General features: G+C 59.5%; 23 protein-coding genes. 9 read left to right on the top strand and 14 right to left on the bottom strand.

The window, feature by feature from the left end:
- Positions 1-132 precede the first annotated feature (132 nt).
- From FGE05_RS20245 to glpK, 7 genes are all read right to left on the bottom strand, one after another.
- Positions 133-867 (bottom strand): amino acid ABC transporter ATP-binding protein, encoded by a 735-nt coding sequence (locus FGE05_RS20245; protein WP_024779491.1) that lies wholly within the window; start codon positions 865-867, stop codon positions 133-135.
- Complete coding sequence (locus FGE05_RS20250) at positions 864-1,535, bottom strand: amino acid ABC transporter permease (RefSeq protein ID WP_041020253.1); 672 nt, start codon at positions 1,533-1,535, stop codon at positions 864-866. The genes FGE05_RS20245 and FGE05_RS20250 overlap by 4 nt, the downstream gene beginning before the upstream one ends.
- Positions 1,535-2,281, bottom strand: a complete 747-nt coding sequence (locus tag FGE05_RS20255) for an amino acid ABC transporter permease (protein WP_041020252.1) — start codon at positions 2,279-2,281, stop codon at positions 1,535-1,537. The genes FGE05_RS20250 and FGE05_RS20255 overlap by 1 nt, the downstream gene beginning before the upstream one ends.
- Positions 2,282-2,473: 192 nt before the next feature.
- Positions 2,474-3,388, bottom strand: a complete 915-nt coding sequence (locus tag FGE05_RS20260; RefSeq protein WP_139647720.1) for a glutamate/aspartate ABC transporter substrate-binding protein — start codon at positions 3,386-3,388, stop codon at positions 2,474-2,476.
- Positions 3,389-3,819: 431 nt separating this feature from the next.
- Complete coding sequence (glpD, locus tag FGE05_RS20265; protein ID WP_139648027.1) at positions 3,820-5,358, bottom strand: glycerol-3-phosphate dehydrogenase; 1,539 nt, start codon at positions 5,356-5,358, stop codon at positions 3,820-3,822.
- Positions 5,359-5,605: 247 nt separating this feature from the next.
- On the bottom strand, positions 5,606-6,361 hold the full coding sequence (locus FGE05_RS20270) for a DeoR/GlpR family transcriptional regulator (protein ID WP_139647722.1): 756 nt from the start codon (positions 6,359-6,361) through the stop codon (positions 5,606-5,608).
- Between the two features lie 94 nt (positions 6,362-6,455).
- Positions 6,456-7,961 carry a glycerol kinase GlpK gene (glpK, locus tag FGE05_RS20275; protein WP_139647724.1) on the bottom strand — a complete coding sequence of 502 codons (1,506 nt, stop codon included), beginning with the start codon at positions 7,959-7,961 and terminating at the stop codon, positions 6,456-6,458.
- A 195-nt stretch (positions 7,962-8,156) separates the two neighbouring features.
- On the opposite strand from glpK, the gene ybaK reads away from it, so the two are divergent.
- Both ybaK and FGE05_RS20285 read left to right on the top strand, forming a co-directional pair.
- Positions 8,157-8,627, top strand: coding sequence for a Cys-tRNA(Pro) deacylase (gene ybaK / locus FGE05_RS20280; protein WP_041020248.1), 471 nt, complete (start codon positions 8,157-8,159; stop codon positions 8,625-8,627).
- A gap of 121 nt (positions 8,628-8,748) precedes the next feature.
- Entirely contained in the window at positions 8,749-9,531 is a 783-nt protein-coding gene (locus FGE05_RS20285) for a PhzF family phenazine biosynthesis protein (RefSeq protein WP_139647726.1), read from the top strand.
- Positions 9,532-9,746: 215 nt separating this feature from the next.
- Here the strand turns inward: FGE05_RS20285 and FGE05_RS20290 are convergent, their stop codons facing one another.
- Together FGE05_RS20290 and argF are read right to left on the bottom strand one after the other, a co-directional pair.
- A complete protein-coding gene (locus FGE05_RS20290; protein WP_139647728.1) occupies positions 9,747-10,856 on the bottom strand; it encodes an ABC transporter ATP-binding protein in 1,110 nt (369 codons plus the stop codon).
- Complete coding sequence (gene argF / locus FGE05_RS20295) at positions 10,853-11,773, bottom strand: ornithine carbamoyltransferase (protein ID WP_139647731.1); 921 nt, start codon at positions 11,771-11,773, stop codon at positions 10,853-10,855. The genes FGE05_RS20290 and argF overlap by 4 nt, the downstream gene beginning before the upstream one ends.
- A gap of 405 nt (positions 11,774-12,178) precedes the next feature.
- On the opposite strand from argF, the gene FGE05_RS20300 reads away from it, so the two are divergent.
- From FGE05_RS20300 to grxD, 3 genes are all read left to right on the top strand, one after another.
- Complete coding sequence (locus FGE05_RS20300) at positions 12,179-12,463, top strand: hypothetical protein (protein ID WP_139647733.1); 285 nt, start codon at positions 12,179-12,181, stop codon at positions 12,461-12,463.
- Between the two features lie 131 nt (positions 12,464-12,594).
- Complete coding sequence (locus tag FGE05_RS20305; RefSeq protein ID WP_139647735.1) at positions 12,595-14,703, top strand: molybdopterin oxidoreductase family protein; 2,109 nt, start codon at positions 12,595-12,597, stop codon at positions 14,701-14,703.
- Between the two features lie 99 nt (positions 14,704-14,802).
- A complete protein-coding gene (gene grxD / locus FGE05_RS20310) occupies positions 14,803-15,144 on the top strand; it encodes a Grx4 family monothiol glutaredoxin (RefSeq protein ID WP_139647737.1) in 342 nt (113 codons plus the stop codon).
- Between the two features lie 224 nt (positions 15,145-15,368).
- On the opposite strand, the gene bfr is transcribed toward grxD, so the two are convergent.
- Both bfr and FGE05_RS20320 read right to left on the bottom strand, forming a co-directional pair.
- The gene (gene bfr, locus FGE05_RS20315) at positions 15,369-15,842 is read right to left on the bottom strand and encodes a bacterioferritin (RefSeq protein WP_024779505.1); all 474 of its coding nucleotides are present in this window, start codon (positions 15,840-15,842) and stop codon (positions 15,369-15,371) included.
- Between the two features lie 199 nt (positions 15,843-16,041).
- Positions 16,042-16,260, bottom strand: a complete 219-nt coding sequence (locus FGE05_RS20320) for a bacterioferritin-associated ferredoxin (RefSeq protein WP_024779506.1) — start codon at positions 16,258-16,260, stop codon at positions 16,042-16,044.
- A 297-nt stretch (positions 16,261-16,557) separates the two neighbouring features.
- Between FGE05_RS20320 and FGE05_RS20325 the strand changes: the two genes are divergently transcribed.
- Positions 16,558-17,160, top strand: a complete 603-nt coding sequence (locus tag FGE05_RS20325; RefSeq protein ID WP_072395029.1) for a peroxiredoxin — start codon at positions 16,558-16,560, stop codon at positions 17,158-17,160.
- 225 nt (positions 17,161-17,385) lie between these two features.
- Here FGE05_RS20325 and rnt read toward each other — a convergent pair whose 3' ends face one another.
- Together rnt and pyrC are read right to left on the bottom strand one after the other, a co-directional pair.
- Positions 17,386-18,063, bottom strand: coding sequence for a ribonuclease T (gene rnt, locus FGE05_RS20330; RefSeq protein ID WP_041020238.1), 678 nt, complete (start codon positions 18,061-18,063; stop codon positions 17,386-17,388).
- On the bottom strand, positions 18,060-19,106 hold the full coding sequence (gene pyrC, locus FGE05_RS20335; RefSeq protein ID WP_139647738.1) for a dihydroorotase: 1,047 nt from the start codon (positions 19,104-19,106) through the stop codon (positions 18,060-18,062). Before pyrC ends, rnt begins: the two co-directional genes overlap by 4 nt.
- 191 nt (positions 19,107-19,297) lie before the next feature.
- On the opposite strand from pyrC, the gene FGE05_RS20340 reads away from it, so the two are divergent.
- Both FGE05_RS20340 and FGE05_RS20345 read left to right on the top strand, forming a co-directional pair.
- The gene (locus FGE05_RS20340; RefSeq protein ID WP_139647740.1) at positions 19,298-20,320 is read left to right on the top strand and encodes an OmpA family protein; all 1,023 of its coding nucleotides are present in this window, start codon (positions 19,298-19,300) and stop codon (positions 20,318-20,320) included.
- A 127-nt stretch (positions 20,321-20,447) separates the two neighbouring features.
- Complete coding sequence (locus tag FGE05_RS20345; protein WP_024779511.1) at positions 20,448-21,665, top strand: argininosuccinate synthase; 1,218 nt, start codon at positions 20,448-20,450, stop codon at positions 21,663-21,665.
- A gap of 95 nt (positions 21,666-21,760) precedes the next feature.
- Here the strand turns inward: FGE05_RS20345 and FGE05_RS30150 are convergent, their stop codons facing one another.
- Complete coding sequence (locus FGE05_RS30150) at positions 21,761-22,252, bottom strand: hypothetical protein (protein ID WP_139647742.1); 492 nt, start codon at positions 22,250-22,252, stop codon at positions 21,761-21,763.
- Positions 22,253-22,730: 478 nt separating this feature from the next.
- Here FGE05_RS30150 and FGE05_RS20355 point away from each other — a divergent pair, with 478 nt between their 5' ends.
- On the top strand, positions 22,731-23,357 hold the full coding sequence (locus tag FGE05_RS20355) for a response regulator transcription factor (protein WP_041020234.1): 627 nt from the start codon (positions 22,731-22,733) through the stop codon (positions 23,355-23,357).
- Positions 23,358-23,365: the final 8 nt, after the last annotated feature.

Consider the following 23,365-nt stretch of genomic DNA (forward strand, 5'->3'; position numbering starts at 1 on the left):
ATCCACAAAGCAGCTCCGATCCCTTGTGGGAGCGAGCCTGCTCGCGATGAGGACAGTACAGTCGACATGGATGCTGACTGTTGGTCCGCTTTCGCGAGCGGGCTCGCTCCCACATGGGAACGGGTTGAGCTGTCAGTGCTGCAGGATTTTCTCAAGGAAGTGCTGCGCACGTTCGGAGCGGGCGCTGATGTCGCCGAAGAACTCCTCCTTCGGGCAGTCTTCGATGATCTGGCCCTGGTCCATGAAGATCACCCGGTTCGCCACCTTGCGGGCGAAGCCCATTTCGTGGGTCACGCACATCATGGTCATGCCTTCGTGGGCCAGTTGCACCATCACGTCGAGCACTTCATTGACCATTTCCGGGTCGAGGGCCGAAGTCGGTTCGTCGAACAGCATCACCACCGGGTCCATCGCCAAGGCGCGGGCAATCGCCACGCGTTGTTGCTGGCCGCCAGAGAGCTGGCCCGGATGCTTGTGGGCGTGGGCCGAGAGCCCGACCCGATCAAGCAACTGCAGGCCTTTCTTGGTGGCTTCTTCCTTGCTGCGGCCCAGCACCTTGATCTGCGCGATGGTCAGGTTCTCGGTGATGGTCAGGTGCGGGAACAGTTCGAAGTGCTGGAACACCATGCCCACCCGCGAACGCAGTTTCGGCAGGTTGGTCTTCGGGTCGGCGATGGACGTGCCGTCGACCACGATGTCGCCTTTCTGGAACGGCTCCAGGGCGTTCACGCACTTGATCAGGGTGGACTTGCCCGAACCCGACGGACCGCACACCACCACCACTTCACCTTTGCTGACCTCGGTGCTGCAATTGGTCAGTACCTGGAAGTCCCCATACCACTTGTTGATGTTCTTGATAGAGATCATACGGCGAACCTTTTTTGCAGACGCTTGACCAGCAGCGAGGCGGCAAAGCTGATTGTGAAGTACACGAGACCTGCGACGATCAGGAACTCATTGGAGCGGCCGATGATGTCGCCATTGGCTCGCGAAGCATTGAGGAAATCCACCAGGCCGACGGTGTAGACCAGCGAGGTGTCCTGAAACAGGATGATGCTTTGTTGCAGCAGCAGCGGGGTCATCTTGCGAAACGCCTGGGGCAGGATGATCAGGCGCATGGTCTGGCCATAATTCATGCCCAGCGCCTGGGCGGCGCCCATCTGGCCCTTGGGGATCGACTGCACGCCGGCCCGCACGATTTCGCAGAAGTACGCGGCTTCGAACATCATGAACGCCACGACGCAGGAGCCAAACGCGCCGATTGGCGTGTCTTCGCCGGTGATCCAGCGCAGCACGAACGGCACCGCCAGGTAGAACCAGGTGATCACCAGCAGCAGCGGGATCGAGCGGAAGTAGTTGACGTAGGCGCCGGCGATATTGGACAGCAACTTGTTATGGGACAGGCGCATCAGCGCCAGGATCGTACCCAGAACGATGCCGCCGACCACGCCCAGGACCATCAGCTTGAGGGTCATCACCATGCCGTTCCACAGGCCGGGAATGGCCGGAACGACACCACTGAAATCGAATTCCATTATTTACCCCCCACGGAGATGAGGCCGGGCACCGCGACTTTCTTCTCGACCATGCGCATGAGCAGCATCAGGCTCATGTTCAGGGTGAAATAGATCAAGGTCGCCAGGGTGAAGGCTTCGAACAGGTTGGCGGAGAACTCGGCGGTCTGCTTGGTCTGCGCGAGCAGTTCCATCAGGCCGATCAGCGAGGCCACGGAGGAGTTCTTGAAGACGTTGAGGAATTCCGAGGTGAGCGGCGGAATGATGATCCGGTAGGCCTGGGGCAGCAGCACGTTCCAGTAGATCTGCGGCAGCTTGAAGCCCATGGCCCGGGCAGCGGATTCCTGGCCGCGTGGCAGCGCCTGGATACCGGTGCGCACTTGTTCGCAGACCCGGGCGGCAGTGAACAGGCCCAGGCACACGACGACGCTCAGGTAGGCCGAAGTCGTCGGGTTCAGGTCCTGCTTGTACCATTCCTGCAGGTTTTCCGGCAGCAGGTCGGGTACCAGGAAGTACCAGATGAACAGCTGCACCAACAACGGCACGTTACGGAAAAGCTCCACGTAGCAGGTGGCGATACCCGACACCAGCCGGTTCGGCACGGTGCGCATCACACCCAGGACCGAGCCCAGCAGCAGGGCAATGATCCAGGCCACGACGGCGATGGCGATGGTCCAGCCCAGGCCGGCGATGTACCAGTCGAGATAAGTCTCGCTGCCCACGCCGGTGGACTTGAAGAACACGCCCCAGTCCCAGTTGTAATTCATTAGGGTCTCCCCTCAGATCGTTCGATGTACAGATGCCCGCCTGGGGAAGCTCCGTTCCCGCCCGACCTTGAAGGCCAGGCACACGCGTCCGGCTCGACAGCCACCGGTTCGAGTGTTTCCTTATTGTCAGCTGGGAGTGACCATCCCCTGAAAGGGCCGGGCCCCTTCAGGAGATAAGGTTAGTCAGAAAAATCAGGACTTCTTGTCGTCAGCCGCCTTGTCGGTCGGATTGGCGATCAGTGCCTTGAGCTCGTCGCTCATCGGGAAGTTCAGGTTCAGGTTTTTCGGTGGGATCGGCTGGGTGAACCACTTGTCGTAGATCTTGTTGATCTCGCCCGACGCGAAGGTGGCCTTGATGGCGTCATCCACAGCCTTTTTGAACGGCTCGTCGCCTTTGCGCATCATGCAGCCGTAGATTTCGTAGGACTGTGGCGTACCGGTGACGGCCCAGTCATCGGCTTTCTTGGCCTTGGCCGCTTCGCCGGCCAGCAGGGCGTCGTCCATCATGAACGCGACGGCACGACCCGATTCCAGCATCTGGAAGGATTCGCCGTGGTCCTTGGCGGAGATGACGTTCATGCCCATCTGCTTGTCGGCATTCATGGCCTTGAGCAGTCGCTCGGAGGTGGTGCCGGCGGTGGTCACGACGTTCTTGCCTTTCAGGTCGTCGAAATCCTTGTACTTGGAATCTTTCTTGGAGAGCAGGCGGGTGCCGATCTCGAAGATGCCGACGGAGAAGTCAACCTGCTGCTGACGCTCGACGTTGTTGGTGGTGGAGCCGCATTCCAGGTCCACGGTGCCGTTCTGTACCAGTGGGATACGGGTTTGCGAAGTGACCAGGTTGTACTTGACCTGCAGATTCGGCAGGTCCAGGTCTTTTTTCAGGGCTTCGACGACTTTCAGCTGGATGTCGTGGGAGTAGCCGACCGGCTTGCCGGAAGCGTCCGCGATGTAGGAGAACGGAATGGAGGCGTCGCGATGCCCGAGCGTGATGACGCCGGACTCTTTGATCTTTTTCAGCGTGCCGGTCAGTTCGGCAGCGAAAGCTGGGGTGCTGATCAGAGCGACAGCAACGGCTGCGCCCAGGAGATGGGGAACGATACGCATCGATGTTTCCTCGACATTGTTTTTTTTATTTCAGCCGGTTCGGCCCTGAGTACTTCGAATGTCCAGTTGCTCCTGGTGTGTTGGCGTCCAGGCATTCGTCTCCAGGAGTGTAGAGCATGACCCGTGCCAGACCAGGGAGTCGTGGTTAACCTGTTGTTTTGTATAGGTATTAAAGTTTTTCTTCAGGTTTTTTGTGAACAGGTCATCCGGTTAGCCGAACCGACTGCCGGGTCGCGTTCGGAAAACCGAATGCCTGAGTCCCCTGTGGGAGCGAGCCTGCTCGCGATAGCTGTGTGTCTGAATCAATAGAGGTTGGATGTGCCGTCGCTATCGCGAGCAGGCTCGCTCCCACAGGGCCGGTGGCGAGATTTCAGACAGCAAAAAGCCCCTGAATCGGAGGACTCAGGGGCTTCGGTCGAGCAGGCTATCGATCAGGCCGCTTCGATCTTGCGGCGGTTGTGGGCGACTTTATCCAGGTATTGCTGCAGCTTTTCCTGTTCGGCCGGGGTGGTGAACAAGCCCAATTTGCTGCGGCGCCACAGAATGTCCCGGGCATCGACGGCCCATTCGTCGCTGCACAGGTAGTCGACCTCCCGGGTATAGAGGTCGGCACCGATCAACTCGCCCAGGTCGCTCAGGTTATGCACGCCTTCGAGCATGCGCCAGGTACGGCTGCCGTAGGTGGTGGCCCAACGGCGCGCGAGGGCGGTCGGTACCCAGTCGAACTTATCGCGGATCACCGAGCAGAGCGCTTGCGGGGTGGTCATGTTCTCGCCGCCGGGCAACGGGGCGTTGGCGGTCCAGCTCGGTTGCATCTGGGTGAAATAGGGGGCCAACTGCGTCATGGCCGATTCGGCCAGCTTGCGGTAGGTGGTCAGCTTGCCGCCGAATACCGACAGCAAGGGCGCCTCTTGACCGCCACCGGAAAGCGCCAGGGTGTAGTCCCGGGTCACGGCCGACGGGTTGTCGGACTCGTCGTTGCACAGCGGACGTACACCGGAATAACTGTGCAGGATGTCGTCACGGCTGATCTGCTTCTTGAAGTGGGCGTTGACCACATTCAACAGATAATCGGTTTCGCCGTCGGTAATCGCCATTTTAGCCGGATCACCGGTGTATTCGCGGTCGGTCGTGCCGATCAGGGTGAACTGGTTCAGGTAAGGAATGGTGAACACGATGCGCTGGTCTTCGTTCTGAAGGATATGCGCGTGTTCGCCTTCATAGAGTTTCGGCACGATCACATGGCTGCCCTGGATCAGACGAATACCGTAGGGGGATTCCATCTTCAGGTCATCGCGAATGAACTTGGCGACCCACGGGCCGGCTGCGTTCACCAGCGCCTTGGCACGGATTGAAAACAGGCTGCCGTCGGCGCGTTCCAGATGCAAATGCCACAGTCCATTGCTGCGGCGAGCGTTCACGCAACGGGTCCGGGTGTGGATGTGCGCGCCTTTTTCTCTCGCCGCCATGGCATTGAGCACCACCAACCGTGCATCGTCGACCCAGCAATCGGAATATTCGAAGCCCTTGGTGATTTCGCTTTTCAGCGCGCTGTCGGCACTGAATTTCAAACTTTTGGAGCCGGCGAGTTGTTCACGCTTGCCCAGGTGATCGTAGAGGAACAGACCGGCACGGATCATCCAGGCCGGACGCAGGTGCGGGCGGTGGGGCAGTACGAAGCGCATCTGCTTGACGATGTGCGGGGCCTTGGCCAACAGCACCTCGCGCTCGGCCAACGCTTCACGCACCAAGCGGAATTCGTAATGTTCGAGGTAGCGCAGCCCGCCGTGGATCAGCTTGCTGCTGGCCGAGGAGGTATGGCTGGCCAGGTCATCCTTTTCGCAAAGGAACACCGAAAGACCGCGACCGGCAGCGTCCGCGGCAATCCCCACGCCATTGATGCCGCCGCCAATGACGGCAATGTCGTAGATTTCGGCGATAGGGGGCGTAGGCAATGTGGAGGTGGGCATCGGCTGGCCTCGGGTTTCTTTCATGACATTTGAATTCGAACATAAATGTTCATTTGCGAAAATACTAGCCCATTAATACAGCAGCGGCTAGTCGATCCCGATTGAAAAAACTCATCGAAAGACGTCAAAAAGAAAATTTTCGAACATAAAAAAGATCGCAGGCTTCGCCAGCTCCTACAGGTATGGTGTAGGAGCTGGCGAAGCCTGCGATCTCTTGAAGCTGAAAAGTAGCAGCTTGAAGCTGCCGTTAAACCACTTCCAGCCGAATCTTGTGCTGGTTCAGCAACTGCACCAGGGCCGGTACTGGTTGCTGGTCGGTCACCAGGCAATCGATCAGGCTGATGGGCCCCAGGCGGACCATGGCGTTGCGCCCGAACTTGCTGGAGTCCGCCGCCAGCAGCACTTGCCGGGCGTTGGCGATGATTGCCTGGGAGACGCGCACTTCCTGGTAATCGAAGTCCAGCAGGCTGCCGTCTTCGTCGATGCCACTGATACCCACCAGGGCGAAATCGACCTTGAACTGGTTGATGAAGTCGACGCTGGCCTGGCCCACCACGCCACCGTCGCGGCGTACGTTGCCGCCGGCGATCAACACTTCGAAGTCGTCCTTGGCGCTGAGGATCGAAGCCACGTGCAGGTTATTGGTGATGACCTTGAGCTGGTTGTGGTTGAGCAGTGCCCGGGCGATGGATTCGGTGGTAGTGCCGATGTTGATGAACAGCGACGCATGATCGGGGATCTGGGCGGCGATGGCTTCGGCAATGCGTTGTTTCTCATCGCGCATCTGATCGGCGCGCATGGCGTAAGCGGTGTTTTCAACGCTCGAATCGTAGGCGGCACCACCATGGTAGCGACGCAGCAGGTTCATCTCCGCCAGTTGATTGATATCGCGGCGGATGGTTTGCGGGGTGACGACGAACACCTGAGCCATTTCCTCGATGCTGACATAGCCGCGTTCACGGACCAGTTCGAGGATTTGCTGCTGACGGGGAGGCAGATTCATGGGGCTTCCTTTGGGCTGCCATGCAAAATTTGCCCATGATGCCGCAGGAATCCACTCCCGACCAGTTTCAGTCCTTCTTCATGGTGGTTTCAGGCTACTCGGCGTCTTCGTGGGATTCCCAGTCGCGGGTGCGGCTGATGGCTTTTTTCCAACCGGCGTAGAGTTTTTCCTTCGCCTGTTCGTCCAGTTGTGGTTCGAACCGGCGCTCGATCACCGCTTTGCCGCGCAGCTCTTCCAGGCTGCCCCAGAAGCCGCATGCCAGGCCCGCCAGGTAGGCGGCGCCCAAGGCTGTGGTCTCGCGCATTTTCGGGCGTTCGACCTGGGTGCCGAGGATGTCGGCCTGGAACTGCATCAGGAAGTTGTTCGCCACCGCGCCGCCGTCAACGCGCAAGGCCTTGAGGCGCTCACCGGAATCCTGCTGCATGGCGTCGAGTACGTCGCGGGTCTGGTAGGCAATCGACTCCAGCGCCGCGCGAATGATGTGATCGACCCGTACGCCACGCGTCAGGCCGAACAGTGCGCCACGGGCATAGGGGTCCCAGTACGGCGCGCCAAGGCCCGTGAAGGCGGGCACGAGGTACACGCCGTTGCTGTCCTTGACCTTGTTGGCGAAGTATTCGGTGTCGAGGGCGTCGTTGACGATTTTCAGCTCGTCGCGCAGCCACTGCACCGTGGAACCGCCATTGAATACCGCGCCTTCCAAGGCGTAGGCCACTTCACCACGGGGGCCGCAGGCGATGGTGGTGAGCATGCCGTGATTGGATTTGACTGCCTTGTCCCCGGTGTTCATCAGCAGGAAACAACCGGTGCCGTAGGTGTTTTTTGCCTGGCCCGGTTCCACGCACATCTGGCCGAAGAGGGCGGCCTGCTGGTCGCCGGCGATGCCACCAATGGCAATGCCGCTCTTGGTGCGGCCGTAGATTTCCGAGGAAGACTTCACTTCCGGCAACATTTCCCGGGGGATGTCGAGGATGTCGAGCATCTTCGCGTCCCACTCCAGGGAATGGATGTTGAAAAGCATGGTGCGCGAGGCGTTGGTGTAGTCGGTGACATGGACCTTGCCGCCGGTAAATTTCCAGATCAGCCAGCTGTCGACGGTACCGAACAGCAGTTCACCGTTGCGCGCACGCTCACGGCTGCCTTCCACGGTGTCCAGGATCCACTTGAGCTTGGTGCCGGAGAAGTACGGGTCGGTGACCAGGCCGGTGGTCTGACTAATATAAGGCTCGTGGCCGTCGCGCTTGAGCTGTTGGCAGATTTCGGTGCTGCGCCGACATTGCCAGACGATGGCGTTGTAGATCGGCCGGCCGGTGGTCTTGTCCCACACCACCGTGGTCTCACGCTGGTTGGTGATGCCGATGGCGGCCACCTGATCATGATGCAGGCCGGCCTGGGCCAGGGCTTCGACCATGACCGCGCTCTGGGTGGCGAAGATCTCCATCGGGTCATGTTCGACCCACCCGGCCTGGGGATAGTGCTGGGCGAATTCGCGCTGGGCAGTGCAGACCACATTGGCGTCACGGTCGAAGATGATCGCGCGGGAGCTGGTCGTGCCCTGGTCGAGGGCAATGATGTAGTTCTTGTTCTGAATGTCGGTCATATCGATTGCCTTGGGACGTAAATCTGGTCTCGGCAGTGCTCGAGACATGCGTTCTGGCTTTCACTTTCGAAAAAATATAGACAAGAAACGCTGCTGTCAAAGATTGAAAGTGAACCTTCGGTCATATTTTCAACTATTCGTGAAGTATGACTTAGAATCCCGGCCCACTCTTTTCTGATTTCTTCAGGAGCGGTCATGACCCCCGCATTGGATCTGCTTAAAAAAGTGCGCGCCGAGCATCGTATCCACAGCTACGAACACGACCCCAAGGCCGCCTCCTATGGCCTGGAGGCTGCGGAAAAACTGGGGTTGGATCCGGCGCAGGTGTTCAAGACACTGCTGGCCGCCAGTGAAAAAGGCGAGTTGCTGGTGGCGGTGGTGCCGGTGGTCGGCAGCCTGGACCTGAAAGCGCTGGCCCATGCCGCCGGTGTGAAAAAAGTCGAGATGGCCGACCCGGCCGCCGCGCAACGCTCCACGGGCTATCTGCTGGGCGGTATCAGCCCGTTGGGGCAGAAGAAGCGCTTGCGCACCTTCATCGACCGTTCCGCCCAACCCTTTGCCAGCATCTATGTCAGCGCGGGGCGACGCGGGTTGGAGGTGGAACTGGCGCCAGGGGTACTGGCCGAGCATACCGGGGCGGCGTTCGCCGATATCGGTCGCGCCTGATCTCTTGCGGGCAGATCTTGCCCTACGCTGTAGGGTGAAAATTCACTGAATCTGTCACTGGCGTGACGGCGTCAAGGCGCTTCATGCTCGCGCCCCTATAACAAGGATCAAGGAGAAGGCCATGCAGCTTGCGTTTCATCAAGTCGATGCGTTCAGCGACCGCCCCTTTGGCGGCAACCCGGCGATAGTCTATCGGCTCGATGCCTGGCTGGCCGATGACTTGATGCACAAGATCGCCGCCGAACATAACCTGGCCGAAACCGCGTTCCTGGTGCGCGAAGGCCAGTATTGGCACATCCGCTGGTTCACCCCCACCACCGAAGTCCCGCTATGCGGACACGCCACGCTGGCCAGCGCCCATGTGCTGTTCGATATCTACCACGAGACTGCCGACCGGTTGGATTTCATGTGCAAATCCGGCCCCTTGAGCGTCAGTCGCGAAGGTGACCGGTTGTGGCTGGATTTTCCGGCCATGATCCCCAGCGAACTGGGCGCCTCCCTGGCCGTGCAGAACGCCCTGGGGGTCGAGGCGGTGGACGTCCTCACTTCCAATGTGCTGATGGTGGTACTGGAGTCGGAACAAGCGGTGCTCGATTGCAAACCGGACATGACGGCCTTGGCCAAACTGCCGTGGCCTGGCGCTATCGTTACCGCGCCGGGTAGCCGGCATGACTTTGTCTCGCGTTACTTTGCGCCAGCGATTGGTATCAACGAGGACCCGGTGACCGGATCGACCCATTGCAGCCTGGTTCCGTACTGGTCCAAGCGCCTGAGCAAACTGGGGCTGACGGCTTATCAATGCTCGGCCAGGGGCGGAGCGCTGTTCTGCCGGTTGGAGGGGGAGCGTGTGAAGATTGGCGGGGATGCGAGGTTGGTGGCCAGTGGGACGTTGTTGCTGGGTTGATCTGAACTGAGTACAGCCGGGAGAGCGATGTCGGCTGTCAGGCCGCCATCGCGAGCAGGCTCGCTCCCACATGGGAGTTGGGGTGTGCGCAGCCTTTGCATACACCACCAAGACCTGTGGGAGCGAGCCTGCTCGCGATGACGGCGGCAAAGATAGACAGTTGCCCCCCGCAATCAAAGATCAGAGACAACGGGAAGAGGGCATCTCGGCCTGACTCAATGGGCCGCGCTGTACCGCCGTACCCCACTCTCCACCAACGGTATATGCGCAGCCGTACTACCCGAGGCCTGGAACAGCACCAGATGTTCAGCCAACACGCGAATACCGACATGGGCGCCGACCTGATGATCGGCATGGCTCGGAAAGATCGACTCCAGCTGCGCTCCCGTCGGCAATTGCAGGCGATACAAGGTCGAAGCCCCCAGGAAGGTCTTGCCGACGATCCTGGCCGTCAGTGGGCTGTCCGGTGCATAGACGATATCGTCCGGCCGCAACAGCACATCCACTGCGCCACCGACAGGCCAGGTGTAGGCCCGGTTGCCGCGCAGGATACCCAGCTCGGTCTGCACCGATTCCGGGCTTTCGAGCCGGCCACGGATGAAATAGCCCTGTCCGATAAAACTGGCGACGAAGGGCGTCAGTGGTTCGTGGTACAGGTTGTAGGGCGTGTCCCACTGTTCCAGTCGACCTTCCTTGAACACGCCGACGTGGTCGCTCACGGCGAAGGCTTCTTCCTGGTCATGGGTGACCAGAATGGCGCTGGTGCCGCGGGCCTTGAGAATGTCCCGCACCTCATGGCTGAGCTTGCGACGCAACTCGCCGTCGAGGTTGGAGAACGGTTCGTCGAGCAACAGCAGCTGTGGCTCCGGCGCGAGCGCTCGGGCCAGTGCCACGCGCTGTTGCTGGCCGCCGGACAGTTCGTGGGGAAAGCGTTTACCCAGGTTCTTCAGATTGACCAGCTCCAGCAGCTCTTCCACCACGCGTTCCCTGTTCGGATGCTTGCGGATGCCGAAGGCGATGTTCTGCGCGACACTCAGGTGGGGAAACAGTGCGTAGTCCTGGAACACCATGCCGATACGACGTTTTTCCGGGGCCAGGGTGAAGCCGGCGCGGGAAAGGGTTTCCCCGGCCAGTTGGATTTCACCTTCGTGCACCGGCTCGAAGCCGGCAATGGCCCGCAATGTCGTGGTCTTGCCACACCCGGACGAGCCGAGCAGGCAGCCGATGTCGCCGGCATTGAGGTGCAGGTTGAGATTCTGCACGACCCGTTGGTCCTGGTAACCGCAGGCCAGGTTGTGCAGATTCAACAGCAGGGGATGACTCATGCGTGGTGATACGCCGGCTCGACAAGGAACTCGAGCAGGGCCTTTTGTGCATGGAGACGATTCTCGGCCTGGTGCCAAGCGACCGAGCGCGGATCATCCAGCAGGTCGAAGCTGATCTCCTCGCCACGGTGAGCCGGCAGGCAATGCATGAACAGCACCTCGGCATCCGCCAGGTCGAGCAGGGCCCGGTTGACCTGCAGCGGCGCGAACAGCTCGAGGCGCTTGGCGGTTTCTTCTTCCTGGCCCATGGAAGTCCAGACGTCGGTGCTCACCAGGTGCGCACCGGCCACGGCCAGTTTCGGGTCACGGACAATGGACACCCGGTCCCCGGCCTTGGCCACCAGTTCGGCGTTGGGGTCGTAGCCCTCGGGGCAGGCGATGCGCAACTGGAAGTCGAATTGCATCGCCGCTTCTATATAGCTGTTGCACATGTTGTTGCCATCGCCGATCCAGGCCACGGTCTTGCCCTGGATCGAGCCACGGTGTTCAAGGAACGTCTGCATGTCGGCCAGCAACTGGCACGGGTGCAGGTCATCGGACAGGCCGTTGATCACCGGCACACGGGAATGGGCGGCGAATTCGGTCAGGGTGCTGTGGGCAAAGGTACGGATCATCATCACGTCGAGCATGCTCGACATGACGATGGCGCAATCAGCAATCGGCTCGCCACGGCCCAGCTGGGTATCGCGAGGCGACAGGAAGATCGCCTGGCCGCCGAGCTGGATCATGCCGGCTTCGAACGAAATACGGGTACGGGTCGATGATTTCTCGAAGATCATGCCCAGTACGCGGTTCTTCAGGGGCTCGAACAGTACGCCGCGGTTACGCAGGTCTTTGAGCTCCACGCCTCGACGGATCACGCCGAGCAACTCATCGGGCGTGAGATCCATCAGGGAGAGAAAGTGCCTTGCGCTCATGATTGACTACCTTTTTGTAACAGACCGCAGATGCTCAAAGCCTTGTTTAATAAAAAAACGGGCGAGACCTGCGGCAAAAGCCGCACGGGGGCGACGAAAATAGGGGAAGGCGCGATATTGACATTAAATGTCGCGTCTTACCAATAGGGCTACGGTTTTTGGGGATTTCAGCAGGGTCATCACCAGACTGTGATGACATGTTTGAGGCCGGTTTCCTGACAGCAGCGACCCATTTGTACACTGGCGTTGCGCGGCTTGGCAATCAGTCGGGGCGGGCCTGGCATGACGGGTGGTCGCTTTATGACCTGGCGCTCAATGATTCGCCTGTCTGTTGGTCAGTGTGAAACATTTCCTAATGCAAAAAGGGTGGGTTATAAAAGAACCCCTAGACGCAGGAGCTTCGAAATGGATTCGAAAGAGCAACAACTGATGGAGCTGCTGGGGCTGACGGCGCGCTCCCTGACTCACCTCACCGCTTCGGTGACGTCCATGTCATTCGAGTTGTTGCGCAGCGACGATGAAGTCATCAAGGCCGCCGGTCGCCGAATGATCGATCGCATGGCCACCATCAGCGGCGGGCTCGACGAGCATTGGCGGTTGATCGGGGAGCTGACGGGAGAACCTATCGCTCAGGAACAGGTGCAGACCGTCGAAGAGATCCAGCTATTGGCGCCGCCCCCCGAGCATTGATGCCAGTTCATCGGTAAGCCTGATGCCCGGCAATTCACAGGACGAACCTCGCTGGCAAAGGCGTGGATCGCGCGCCATAGTTTTGTTCCCGCGGCCGAAAGCGGCCGCCACGAATAAAACAGAGACTGGCCATGACCAAGACTCTTCATCACCGTGCGTGCCATCTGTGTGAAGCCATCTGCGGCTTGACCCTGGAAACCACCGAAACCGAAGGCCAGGGCCTGGCGATCACCTCGATCAAGGGCGATCCGCTGGACAGCTTCAGCCGTGGCCACATCTGCCCCAAGGCGGTGGCCCTGCAGGATATCCAGAACGACCCGGATCGTTTGCGCCAACCCATGCAGCGGATTGGCAGCGAATGGCAGCCCATCGCCTGGGACGAAGCGTTTGCATTGGTCGCTGAACGCCTGGCGGCCATTCAGGAGCGCCATGGTCAGAACGCGGTGGCGGTCTACCAGGGCAACCCCAGCGTGCATAACTATGGACTGACGACCCACAGCAACTATTTCCTGGGGCTGTTGAAAACCCGAAGCCGTTTCTCGGCTACTTCCGTGGACCAGTTGCCCCATCACCTGACCAGCCACCTGATGTATGGCCACGGCCTGCTGCTGCCGATACCGGACATCGACCACACCGACTTCATGTTGATTCTGGGCGGTAATCCGTTGGCGTCCAATGGCAGCATCATGACCGTGCCGGATGTCGAAAAGCGCCTGAAGGCGATTCAGGCCCGGGGCGGCAAAGTGGTGGTGGTCGACCCGCGTCGCAGCGAAACGGCGGCCATGGCCAGCCAGCATCTTTTCGTGCGCCCCGGTGGTGACGCCGCGCTGTTGTTTGGCCTGCTCAACACCTTGTTCAGCGAAGGCCTGACCCGTGACAGCCACTTGCCGGTGGATGGCCTTGAGGAGGTGCGCGAGGCTGTCGCAACCTTCACCGCCGAAGCGATGAGCCCGCTCTGTGCGGTGCCGGCGTCGCAGATTCGTCAGTTGGCCCGGGACTTCGCGGCCGCGCCCTCGGCGGTCTGCTATGGGCGAATGGGCGTCTCGACCCAGGCTTTCGGCACCCTGTGCCATTGGCTGATCCAGGTGATCAACCTGGTGACCGGTAACCTGGATCGGGTTGGCGGGGCGCTGTGCACCGAGCCGGCGGTGGATCTGGTGGCCAGCACCTCGGGCGGGCATTTCAACCGCTGGCAAAGCCGTGTATCCGGGCGTCCCGAGTACGCCGGCGAGCTGCCGGTGTCGACCTTGGCCGAGGAAATGCTCACTGAGGGCGAAGGCCAGATCCGGGCGCTGGTCACCGTGGCTGGCAATCCGGTACTGTCCACGCCCAACGGGCGGCAACTGGAGCAGGCGCTGGACGGGCTGGAATTCATGGTCAGCGTCGATTTGTACATCAACGAGACCACCCGCTACGCCGACCTGATCCTGCCCTCGACCTCCGCCCTGGAAAATGACCATTACGACACCACGTTCAATCTGTTCGCGGTGCGCAACGTCACCCGTTTCAACCGGGCCATCCTGCCCAAGCCCGAGGGCGCCCTGCACGACTGGGAGATCTTCGTCGGCCTGGCCAAGGCCTTCGCCGCCAGGACCGGCAAGGAACTCAAACCAACCATGCCGCCCGCGCAAATGATCGACGCCGGCTTGCGGACGGGTGCTTACGGGGATGCCTCGCCGCACAAGCTGTCCCTGGCGACGCTGTTTGACCATCCCCATGGCATCGACCTGGGGGCGCTCAAGCCTAACCTGACGTCGCGGCTGAAGACCGAAAACCGGCGGGTGCAGGCCGCCCCCGCGGTGATTCTCGCCGACATCGGGCGTTTCGCCGCGTTGCCGACACCCAAGCCGGATGAGTTGCTGATGATTGGCCGTCGGCATGTGCGCAGTAACAATTCCTGGATGCATAACTTCCATCGACTGGTGAAGGGCAAGCCGCGTCATCAATTGCTGATGCATCCGGATGACCTGGCCAGTCGTGGTCTGAGCGATGGGCAACGAGTGAAGGTCAGTTCACGGGTGGGGGTGATCGAAGTCGAAGTGCTGGGCAGCCCGGACATGATGAAAGGCGTGGTCAGCCTGCCTCACGGTTGGGGGCATGCCCGGCCGGGTGTGCAGATGAGCATTGCCAGCGAGCAGCCGGGCTCCAGCGCCAATGACCTGACCGACGAACGCCAGCTGGACGAGTTGTCCGGCAATGCGGCGCTCAATGGCGTGCCGGTAACGGTGGCGGCTGCGTGAACTTGTCTGTGGAGGAGACCGAGCACCTTGCTCGGCTTTCCGTTACAATGCGCCACCGTGTCGACGACTTGAGTCGCGAAGTTTAAGCCGAGGTGCTCCATGGATATCATCGAAACGATCAAAGATCAGATTGCCAACAACACCGTCCTGCTCTACATGAAAGGCTCGCCGAATGCGCCGCAGTGCGGTTTCTCGGCCAAGGCTGCTCAGGCGGTAATGGCATGTGGCGAGAAGTTTGCCTACGTGGACATCCTGCAGAACCCGGAAATCCGTGCCAACCTGCCGAAGTACGCCAACTGGCCAACCTTCCCACAGCTGTGGGTCGCAGGTGAGTTGATCGGCGGTAGCGACATCATGACCGAGATGGCCGCTGACGGTTCGCTGCAGACCACGATCAAGAATGCTGTCGTAAAAGCGGCAGAGAGCAAGACCGAAGCCTGATCCTCATGTTCGCCACACACGCTGTGGTTGAACAGGGATCTTGTGGGAGTGAGCCTGCTCGCGATTGCGGCGGGTCAGATACAGTGATGGCGGCTGATACACCGCAATCGCGAGCAGGCTCGCTCCCACAGTAGATGTTCAGTGTCGCCTGGGTCGCCAGGCAATAAAAAGCCCCGCCTCTCGTCAGAGGGCGGGGCTTTTTAGTGGCTCGTTTTTGGCGAAGGTTATTCTTCGCCCATCTGCGATTGCAGGTAGTTCTCAAGACCGACCTTGTCGATCAGGCCCAGTTGGGTTTCCAGCCAGTCAATGTGCTCTTCCTCGGACTCGAGGATGTCTTCCAGCAGTTCACGGCTGCCGAAGTCACCAACGCTTTCGCAATGAGCGATGGCGGCTTTCAGGTCGGTGTGGCCGGTGCGTTCGATACGCAGGTCGCACTCGAGCATTTCCCGGGTGTGTTCGCCGATGTGCAGTTTGCCCAGGTCCTGGACGTTCGGCAGGCCTTCGAGGAACAGGATGCGCTTGATCAGTTTATCCGCGTGTTTCATCTCGTCGATGGACTCGTGGTACTCGTGCTTGCCCAGCTTGTTCAGGCCCCAGTCTTCGTACATGCGTGCGTGCAGGAAGTACTGGTTGATTGCGACCAGTTCATTGGCGAGGATCTTGTTGAGATGCTGGATGACTGTAACGTCGCCTTTCATGGTGAGGCCTGCCCTGTAGTAGCTGTCTATGAGGCAGAGTTTGAGCCGCGTATTTACGGGTGTCAAACCTAAGTTATTGAATAATAAATGAAAATTAATCGGAATAAGAATGTTTGTGTTCCGCGTCTTGAAGCTAAGCAATTGATTTACAGGCATAAAAAAACCGGACACTGAGTCCGGTTCTTTTGAAAGCTGGTTATTAAGCGGCGCTGAATTCCACGGGGAAGGGGATCGACGCCTGGGCCGTTTGCGCTTTGGCGAGGGTTTCACGCACCACTTCCTTGGCCAGGCAGGCGCATTTGCCGCATTGGCTGGCTACGCCGGTGGCCTGGCGGACTTCGCGATAGCTGCAGCAACCTTCATAGATCGCTTCGCGGATTTGTCCGTCGGTGACGCCAGTGCAGAGGCATACATACATAAGTGAGAACCGTCGCTGGTTGTGACTCAATTGAGATGGATCTTAATGTTAACGAGAATGATTGTCAAAGTGGTTTCTGAAGTGTCTGGGCTGGAGCCGCCACGGGCTGACGAACGGTTTTTTAGTGGCACTCTGGCGATTTTTCGATAACGCCAAAAAACCGTTGAGGACAGCCCAAATGCCCGGTGTATGATGGTCGGTCCTTGCGAAGCGGGTTCGTGTCACAGGGCTGTCGCCGGAGGGTGACAGGCTGACGCGAACCTCAGTTTTTCACGTTATTACACCAGGAGATATCCAATGAGCGTACTCGTAGGCAAGCAAGCCCCTGACTTCACCGTTCCTGCCGTTCTCGGCAACGGCGAAATCGTCGACAGCTTCACCCTGTCCTCGGCCATCAAAGGCAAATACGGCCTGGTGTTCTTCTATCCGCTGGACTTCACCTTCGTCTGCCCGTCCGAACTGATCGCTCTGGACCACCGCATGGACGATTTCAAGGCTCGTAACGTTGAAGTGATTGCCGTTTCGATCGACTCCCACTTCACCCACAACGCCTGGCGCAACACGCCGATCAACGGCGGCGGCATCGGCCCGGTGAAATACACCATGGCTGCCGACATGAAGCACGAAATCGCCAAGGCCTATGACGTCGAGTCCGAAGGCGGCGTGGCTTTCCGTGGTGCATTCCTGATCGACGACAAAGGCGTGGTCCGTTCGCAGATCGTCAACGACCTGCCACTGGGCCGTAACATGGAAGAGCTGATCCGTCTGGTCGACGCCCTGCAATTCCACGAAGAGCACGGCGAAGTCTGCCCTGCCAACTGGAAAAAAGGCGACAAGGGCATGACTGCATCGCCTGAAGGCGTTGCCGCTTACCTGGGTGAGCACGGCGACAAGCTGTAAGCGAACCAGGCATAAAAAAACCGGCTCTCGATGGGCCGGTTTTTTTATGGTTTAGAACTGCACGCAGTACTTGTGGCGAGGGGATTTATCCCCGCTGGGCTGTGCAGCAGCCCTAAAAGCACTCACTCGGTGTATCAGTTCCGGTTGAGTCGTTGCCATTGGGGCTGCTGCGCAGCCCAGCGGGGATAAATCCCCTCGCCACATAAAGCCAAGCCAGGATTTGCATCAGTCGTCGAAATCCTGCCAGCCACCCATCTCCTTCCAGCGATTGACGATCCCGCAAAACAGTTCGGCCGTTTTCTCGGTGTCGTAGCGGGCCGAGTGGGCTTCACGGCCGTCGAAGTCGATGTCGGCAGCCTGGCAGGCCTTGGCCAACACGGTCTGGCCGTACGCCAGGCCGGCCAGGGTGGCGGTGTCGAAGCTGGAGAAGGGATGGAACGGGTTGCGCTTCATGTCCAGGCGCGCGACGGCCGCGTTGAGGAAACCGAGGTCGAAGCTGCTGTTGTGCCCGACCAGGATCGCGCGTTTGCAGCCGTTGGCCTTCAGCGCCTTGCGCACACCGCGGAAGATGTCGGTCAGGGCTGTTTCTTCACTGACGGCCATGCGCAATGGATGATCGAGCTTGATCCCGGTGAATTCCAGGGCCGCCGCTTCGATGTTGGCACCTTCGAAGGGTTCGACGCGAAAGAAATAGGTGTGATCGGGGAACACAAAGCCTTTTTCGTCCATGCCGATGGTGGTCGCGGCAATTTCCAGCAGCGCATCGGTGGCGGAGTTGAAACCGCCGGTCTCTACGTCGACCACGACCGGCAGGTAACCCCGGAACCGGGCAGCCATGGGGTGGCGAGTGCCGCTTGAACCGCCGTTGCCGTCCAGTTCGTCATCGAAATGCTCTTCACTCACGCGCTTTCCTCCAGCAGGCGCCAGCGCAGTTTTTCACCGGCGCGCAGCGGGATGACAGTCTGCTCGCCGAAGGGCAGGCTGGCGGGGGCGGTCCATTCGTCGCGGACCAGGGTAATACGATCGGTGTTCACCGGCAGGCCGTAGAAACGTGGGCCATGGAGGCTGGCGAAGCCTTCGAGCTTTTCCAGCGCATTGCGTTGTTCGAACGCCTCGGCGTACATCTCGATGGCGGCATAGGCGGTGTAGCAACCGGCGCAGCCGCAGGCCGCTTCCTTGGCATGGCGGGCGTGGGGCGCCGAGTCCGTGCCGAGGAAAAACTTGGCGCTGCCGCTGGTGGCGGCATCGAGCAGGGCTTCCTGGTGGGTGTTGCGCTTGAGGATCGGCAGGCAATAGAAATGCGGCCGGATCCCGCCCACCAGCATGTGGTTGCGGTTGTACAGCAGGTGATGCGCCGTGATGGTTGCGCCGACGTTGGCCGGGGCCTCATTGACGAACTGCACGGCATCGCCGGTGGTGATGTGTTCGAACACGACCTTGAGTGTCGGGAAGCGCTCCACGACGCGGCGCATGTGCTCGTCGATGAAGATCTTCTCGCGGTCGAATACGTCGACGTCGCCGCGGGTGACTTCACCGTGGATCAGCAAGGGCATGCCGACTTCGGCCATGGCCTCCAGCGCCGGGAAGATCTTGTCGATGCTGGTGACCCCGGAGTCCGAGTTCGTCGTGGCGCCGGCAGGGTACAGCTTGGCGGCATGGACGAAGCCGCTGGCCTTGGCGTCGCGGATTTCTTCGGGCTGGGTACGGTCGGTGAGGTAAAGCACCATCAGCGGTTCGAAGCGGCTGCCGGTCGGGCGTGCGGCGAGGATACGCTGGCGATAGCCGTCGGCCTCGCTGGCATTGCGCACGGGCGGAACCAGGTTGGGCATGATGATTGCGCGCCCGAAGGTGCGCGCGACATCGGCGACGGTATGGGTCAACACAGCACCATCGCGAAGATGAATATGCCAGTCGTCGGGACGCAGCAGGGTCAGGCGGTCGGACATTGGGGGGCTTCCAGGCGGGTCAAACTCTGGGGAATGCTACCGGAAAAGACCGATGCAGGCACTCGCTATCAAGTTTTGCCGCAAGTGACCGATAGCTCCTTCAGGCATGAACCGAATCCGTGCCGTGTCTCGGGGCGGCGTGATGCGCCCAGCGAGTACCGAATTTCGTACAAAAGCCAGTGGAGCCTCCCGTGCGCCAGCGTTATCTAGCCTTGCTCAGTGTGTTTGCCAGTCTTCCTGCCATGGCGCTCACTTTCCAGACCCGTCTGGAGAGCATTGAGTGGACGGTTGAAGGCGACAAGTTCGAGTGCCGGCTGAGCCAGCCGATCACCGATTTCGGCAGCGGCGAATTCGTTCGCCGGGCGGGCGAGCAGGCCACGTTCCGCCTCAAGACCTATAACCCGATGCAGGGCGGCGGGTCGGCAACCTTGCTGGCGGCGGCTGCGCCGTGGCAACCGGGGCGGGGCGACATCAACCTGGGATCGGTCAGGATCGGCAGTGGCGACGTGCTGTTCAACAGCTCCCAGGTCCAGGCGGGTCGTTTGATCAGCGGGCTGATGGAGGGGCGTAGCCCGGTAGTGCGTCGCAACACCGAGGACGGGAGGGTGTCGGAAGTCCGGCTACTGCCCGTGCGCTTCAACAAGGCCTTCAGCGACTATCAAGGTTGTGTGGCGAAACTGTTGCCAAAGAATTTCGAGCAGATTAAGCAGACCCAGATCGGCTTCCCCGGCGAAGAGGTCGAGCTCGACGCACACGCCAAGGCCCAATTGCAGGTGATGCTCGACTTCATCAAGGCCGACCCGAGCGTCAATCATGTCGAGCTTGACGGTCACTCCGACAACAGCGGTAACCGTTTGACCAATCGTGAGCTGTCGCGCCGCCGGGCCCTGGCGGTCCAGGATTTCTTCAAGGCCAATGGCTTCCAGGAGTCGCAGATCACCTTGCGCTTCCATGGCGAGCGCTACCCTCTGGTACCCAACACCAACGCCGCCAACCGGGCCAAGAACCGCCGTGTGGTCGTCCAGCTGTCGCGTGTGTCCCCCACCGAAGCGCCGGTACCTCAACCTGCCCTTCAGCCAGCACCCGCGCCCGCTGCGGCTCCGGCCAAGGCGCCAGCACCGACCGCCGCACCCGCCAAGGCCCCGTCGCCCGCGGCTGCGCCGGCCAAGACCTCGGCCCCGAGTCCCGTTCCAGCCACTGCGCGGACATCCTGATTCGATTTGATCGTCGCGCGGTCGACATAATCTGTCGCTTCGTCGTCATAAGCTGTCGCGCCTCTGTAAATTATCTGCGCCGGACGTTAGACTTGACGGCTTTCCGTACAACCCGTGGAGTGATGGCATGGCGGACGTAAACAAGGTCGTTCTGGCGTATTCCGGCGGCCTGGACACTTCGGTGATCCTCAAGTGGCTGCAGGACACTTATAACTGCGAAGTGGTGACCTTCACCGCTGACCTGGGGCAGGGCGAAGAAGTCGAGCCTGCACGCGCCAAGGCTCAGGCCATGGGCGTCAAAGAGATCTACATCGATGACCTGCGCGAAGAATTCGTCCGCGACTTCGTGTTCCCGATGTTCCGTGCCAACACCGTTTACGAAGGCGAGTACCTGCTTGGTACGTCCATCGCCCGTCCGCTGATCGCCAAGCGCCTGATCGAAATCGCCAACGAAACCGGCGCCGACGCCATTTCCCATGGCGCCACCGGCAAAGGCAACGACCAGGTGCGTTTCGAACTGGGCGCCTATGCCCTCAAGCCCGGCGTGAAAGTCATTGCCCCGTGGCGCGAGTGGGACCTGCTGTCCCGTGAAAAACTGATGGATTACGCCGAGAAGCATGCGATCCCGATCGAGCGTCACGGCAAGAAAAAATCCCCGTACTCGATGGATGCCAACCTGCTGCACATCTCCTATGAAGGCGGCGTGCTGGAAGACACCTGGACCGAGCACGAAGAAGACATGTGGCGCTGGACCGTTTCCCCGGAAAAGGCCCCGGATACTCCGCAATACCTGGAGCTGACCTATCGCAACGGCGATATCGTCGCTCTGGACGGCGTGGAAATGAGCCCGGCCACTGTGCTGGCGACCCTGAACCGTATCGGCGGCGAACACGGCATCGGTCGTCTGGACATCGTCGAGAACCGTTATGTCGGCATGAAGTCCCGTGGTTGCTACGAAACCCCAGGCGGCACCATCATGCTGCGTGCTCACAGGGCAATCGAATCGATCACCCTGGACCGCGAAGTGGCGCACCTCAAAGACGAGTTGATGCCCAAGTATGCCAGCCTGATCTACACCGGTTACTGGTGGAGCCCTGAGCGTCTGATGCTGCAACAGATGATCGACGCCTCCCAGGTCAATGTGAACGGTGTCGTACGCCTGAAGCTGTACAAGGGCAATGTGATCGTGACCGGGCGCAAGTCCGACGATTCGCTGTTCGATGCCAACATCGCGACCTTCGAAGAAGACGGTGGCGCCTACAACCAGGCCGACGCGGCCGGGTTCATCAAGCTCAATGCCTTGCGCATGCGCATCGCGGCGAACAAGGGTCGCAAGCTGTTCTGATCCTGTCGATGTGAAAACGGCCTGCCCTGAGCAGGCCGTTTTTTTTGCCTTCCCTACCTGTGCTGCACCCCGTCGCGGCGCTTTCTGCGTAGCGCTCATCCGTCCGGCACAACGCCTGCCCGGTCGCGGTTGTACATGACGTACACGACTATCTCTGTGGGCTGCGCAGCCTGTTTTGAGCGTTTTGCTCGATCGACTTCGATCAGCCGTTCCGAAGGGTTGCACACGACCAGTATCACTCGCCGTGGATCATGCTTTCCTCGCTGAAGGCGCTCCCGCCATTTTTTTATTTTGTGGGGGCGACGGAACACACGTTTACCGCGGCATATCGGGTCATCCATGGTCTTGACGAAGTGTTTGTTCTTGCGAAAGTCTGAAGGGGAATACAACGAGCGATAGTTGAAGTTGAGCGTGATGAAAAAAAGAAGCAGGAGATAAAAAGGAAAGCTGATCAGGAACCACAGATAATATTTACGATCCTGATCATCCAGAAACGGCAAGGAAATCGCCGCGGAGGTTTCGGATAAGGTTGCGAATATGGCGATGAGGGTCATGGGGTTTGCAATGGTTTTCAAAGGCTTGTTCATGGTGAATGCTCATGAGTGATCCAGTTCGGTTAGTTTAAGTGGCATGAAATTTAATGGTTTGTTGGGTTTGATGAGCTTGAATATATAAGATGGGGGTGTCTTGTTGTGAGTGTCGTATTGAATGGTCCTGTCCTTTTATATGAATTCTGATGCGCGGGTAGGAGAAAATGACGTTTATGGGTAAATAATTCAGTTACTTTTTATGAACTGTCGAGTCTCTATCTATATGTAAAAGGAACGCTTCTACAGGGTAAAAACCGCGCTATTCATAGGGGGGCGGGGACTGTGAAAGCGCCACCCGCTTTCTGCGGACCCATTCATGGCACATTATTTCCGCGAGAATTTGTAGGAATTTTCTGTGTTGCCTGTAGGTTGCGTCTTTCGGTGTGGGCGGCCAGGGGGCGCGGCATGCCAAGGTAGAAATGACTAGGCTATTGTGCCTGCTCTAAAAATTCGAACAGCGAAGTTGGATTTGCCCATGAATAAAGTGCTGATCGTTGATGATCATCCCGTCATTCGTCTTGCTGTACGTTTACTGATGGAGCGTCATGGTTATGAAGTTATTGCCGAAACGGATAACGGCGTCGATGCGTTACAACTTGCCCGGGAGCAAGCCCCCGATATTGTCATCCTGGATATTGGTATTCCGAAATTGGACGGGCTGGAGGTCATTGCGCGTCTGACCTCCAACCCCTCACCATTGAAAGTGCTGGTACTGACCTCTCAGGCACCCGGGCATTTTTCGATGCGATGCATGCAGACAGGCGCGGCCGGATATGTATGCAAGCAACAGGACCTCACGGAGTTGTTGAGTGCGATAAAAGCCGTACTCTCCGGCTACAGCTACTTTCCCAACCAGGCGCTGCACACGGTGCGTTCGAGTCTTGGCAATGCCAGCGAATCCGATATGGTGGATCGTTTGTCTGGAAGGGAAATGATGGTGCTGCAGCAACTGGCTCGCGGAAAAACCAACAAGGAAATTGCGGATGGAATGTTTTTGAGCAACAAGACCGTCAGTACCTACAAGACCCGTTTGTTGTTGAAGCTCAATGCCCGTTCGCTGGTCGATTTGATCGAACTGGCACAGCGTAACGGGTTGGTGTGAGGTCTCGG

This window comes from Pseudomonas sp. ICMP22404, from assembly GCF_006227205.1.
In the GTDB taxonomy this organism is placed as follows: domain Bacteria; phylum Pseudomonadota; class Gammaproteobacteria; order Pseudomonadales; family Pseudomonadaceae; genus Aquipseudomonas.

Coding starts and splice junctions, on each gene's coding strand:
- FGE05_RS20325 (WP_072395029.1), top strand. CDS start 16,558: ATGAGCGTACTCGTAGGCAAGCAAGCCCCTGACTTCACCGTTCCTGCC.
- FGE05_RS20270 (WP_139647722.1), bottom strand. CDS start 6,361: ATGAATCTGCCTCCCCGTCAGCAGCAAATCCTCGAACTGGTCCGTGAA.
- FGE05_RS20345 (WP_024779511.1), top strand. CDS start 20,448: ATGGCGGACGTAAACAAGGTCGTTCTGGCGTATTCCGGCGGCCTGGAC.
- FGE05_RS20305 (WP_139647735.1), top strand. CDS start 12,595: ATGACCAAGACTCTTCATCACCGTGCGTGCCATCTGTGTGAAGCCATC.
- FGE05_RS20285 (WP_139647726.1), top strand. CDS start 8,749: ATGCAGCTTGCGTTTCATCAAGTCGATGCGTTCAGCGACCGCCCCTTT.
- pyrC (WP_139647738.1), bottom strand. CDS start 19,106: ATGTCCGACCGCCTGACCCTGCTGCGTCCCGACGACTGGCATATTCAT.
- FGE05_RS20250 (WP_041020253.1), bottom strand. CDS start 1,535: ATGGAATTCGATTTCAGTGGTGTCGTTCCGGCCATTCCCGGCCTGTGG.
- argF (WP_139647731.1), bottom strand. CDS start 11,773: ATGAGCGCAAGGCACTTTCTCTCCCTGATGGATCTCACGCCCGATGAG.
- FGE05_RS30150 (WP_139647742.1), bottom strand. CDS start 22,252: ATGAACAAGCCTTTGAAAACCATTGCAAACCCCATGACCCTCATCGCC.
- FGE05_RS20255 (WP_041020252.1), bottom strand. CDS start 2,281: ATGAATTACAACTGGGACTGGGGCGTGTTCTTCAAGTCCACCGGCGTG.
- grxD (WP_139647737.1), top strand. CDS start 14,803: ATGGATATCATCGAAACGATCAAAGATCAGATTGCCAACAACACCGTC.
- FGE05_RS20355 (WP_041020234.1), top strand. CDS start 22,731: ATGAATAAAGTGCTGATCGTTGATGATCATCCCGTCATTCGTCTTGCT.
- FGE05_RS20245 (WP_024779491.1), bottom strand. CDS start 867: ATGATCTCTATCAAGAACATCAACAAGTGGTATGGGGACTTCCAGGTA.
- FGE05_RS20320 (WP_024779506.1), bottom strand. CDS start 16,260: ATGTATGTATGCCTCTGCACTGGCGTCACCGACGGACAAATCCGCGAA.
- FGE05_RS20300 (WP_139647733.1), top strand. CDS start 12,179: ATGGATTCGAAAGAGCAACAACTGATGGAGCTGCTGGGGCTGACGGCG.
- glpD (WP_139648027.1), bottom strand. CDS start 5,358: ATGCCCACCTCCACATTGCCTACGCCCCCTATCGCCGAAATCTACGAC.
- FGE05_RS20260 (WP_139647720.1), bottom strand. CDS start 3,388: ATGCGTATCGTTCCCCATCTCCTGGGCGCAGCCGTTGCTGTCGCTCTG.
- FGE05_RS20290 (WP_139647728.1), bottom strand. CDS start 10,856: ATGAGTCATCCCCTGCTGTTGAATCTGCACAACCTGGCCTGCGGTTAC.
- glpK (WP_139647724.1), bottom strand. CDS start 7,961: ATGACCGACATTCAGAACAAGAACTACATCATTGCCCTCGACCAGGGC.
- bfr (WP_024779505.1), bottom strand. CDS start 15,842: ATGAAAGGCGACGTTACAGTCATCCAGCATCTCAACAAGATCCTCGCC.
- ybaK (WP_041020248.1), top strand. CDS start 8,157: ATGACCCCCGCATTGGATCTGCTTAAAAAAGTGCGCGCCGAGCATCGT.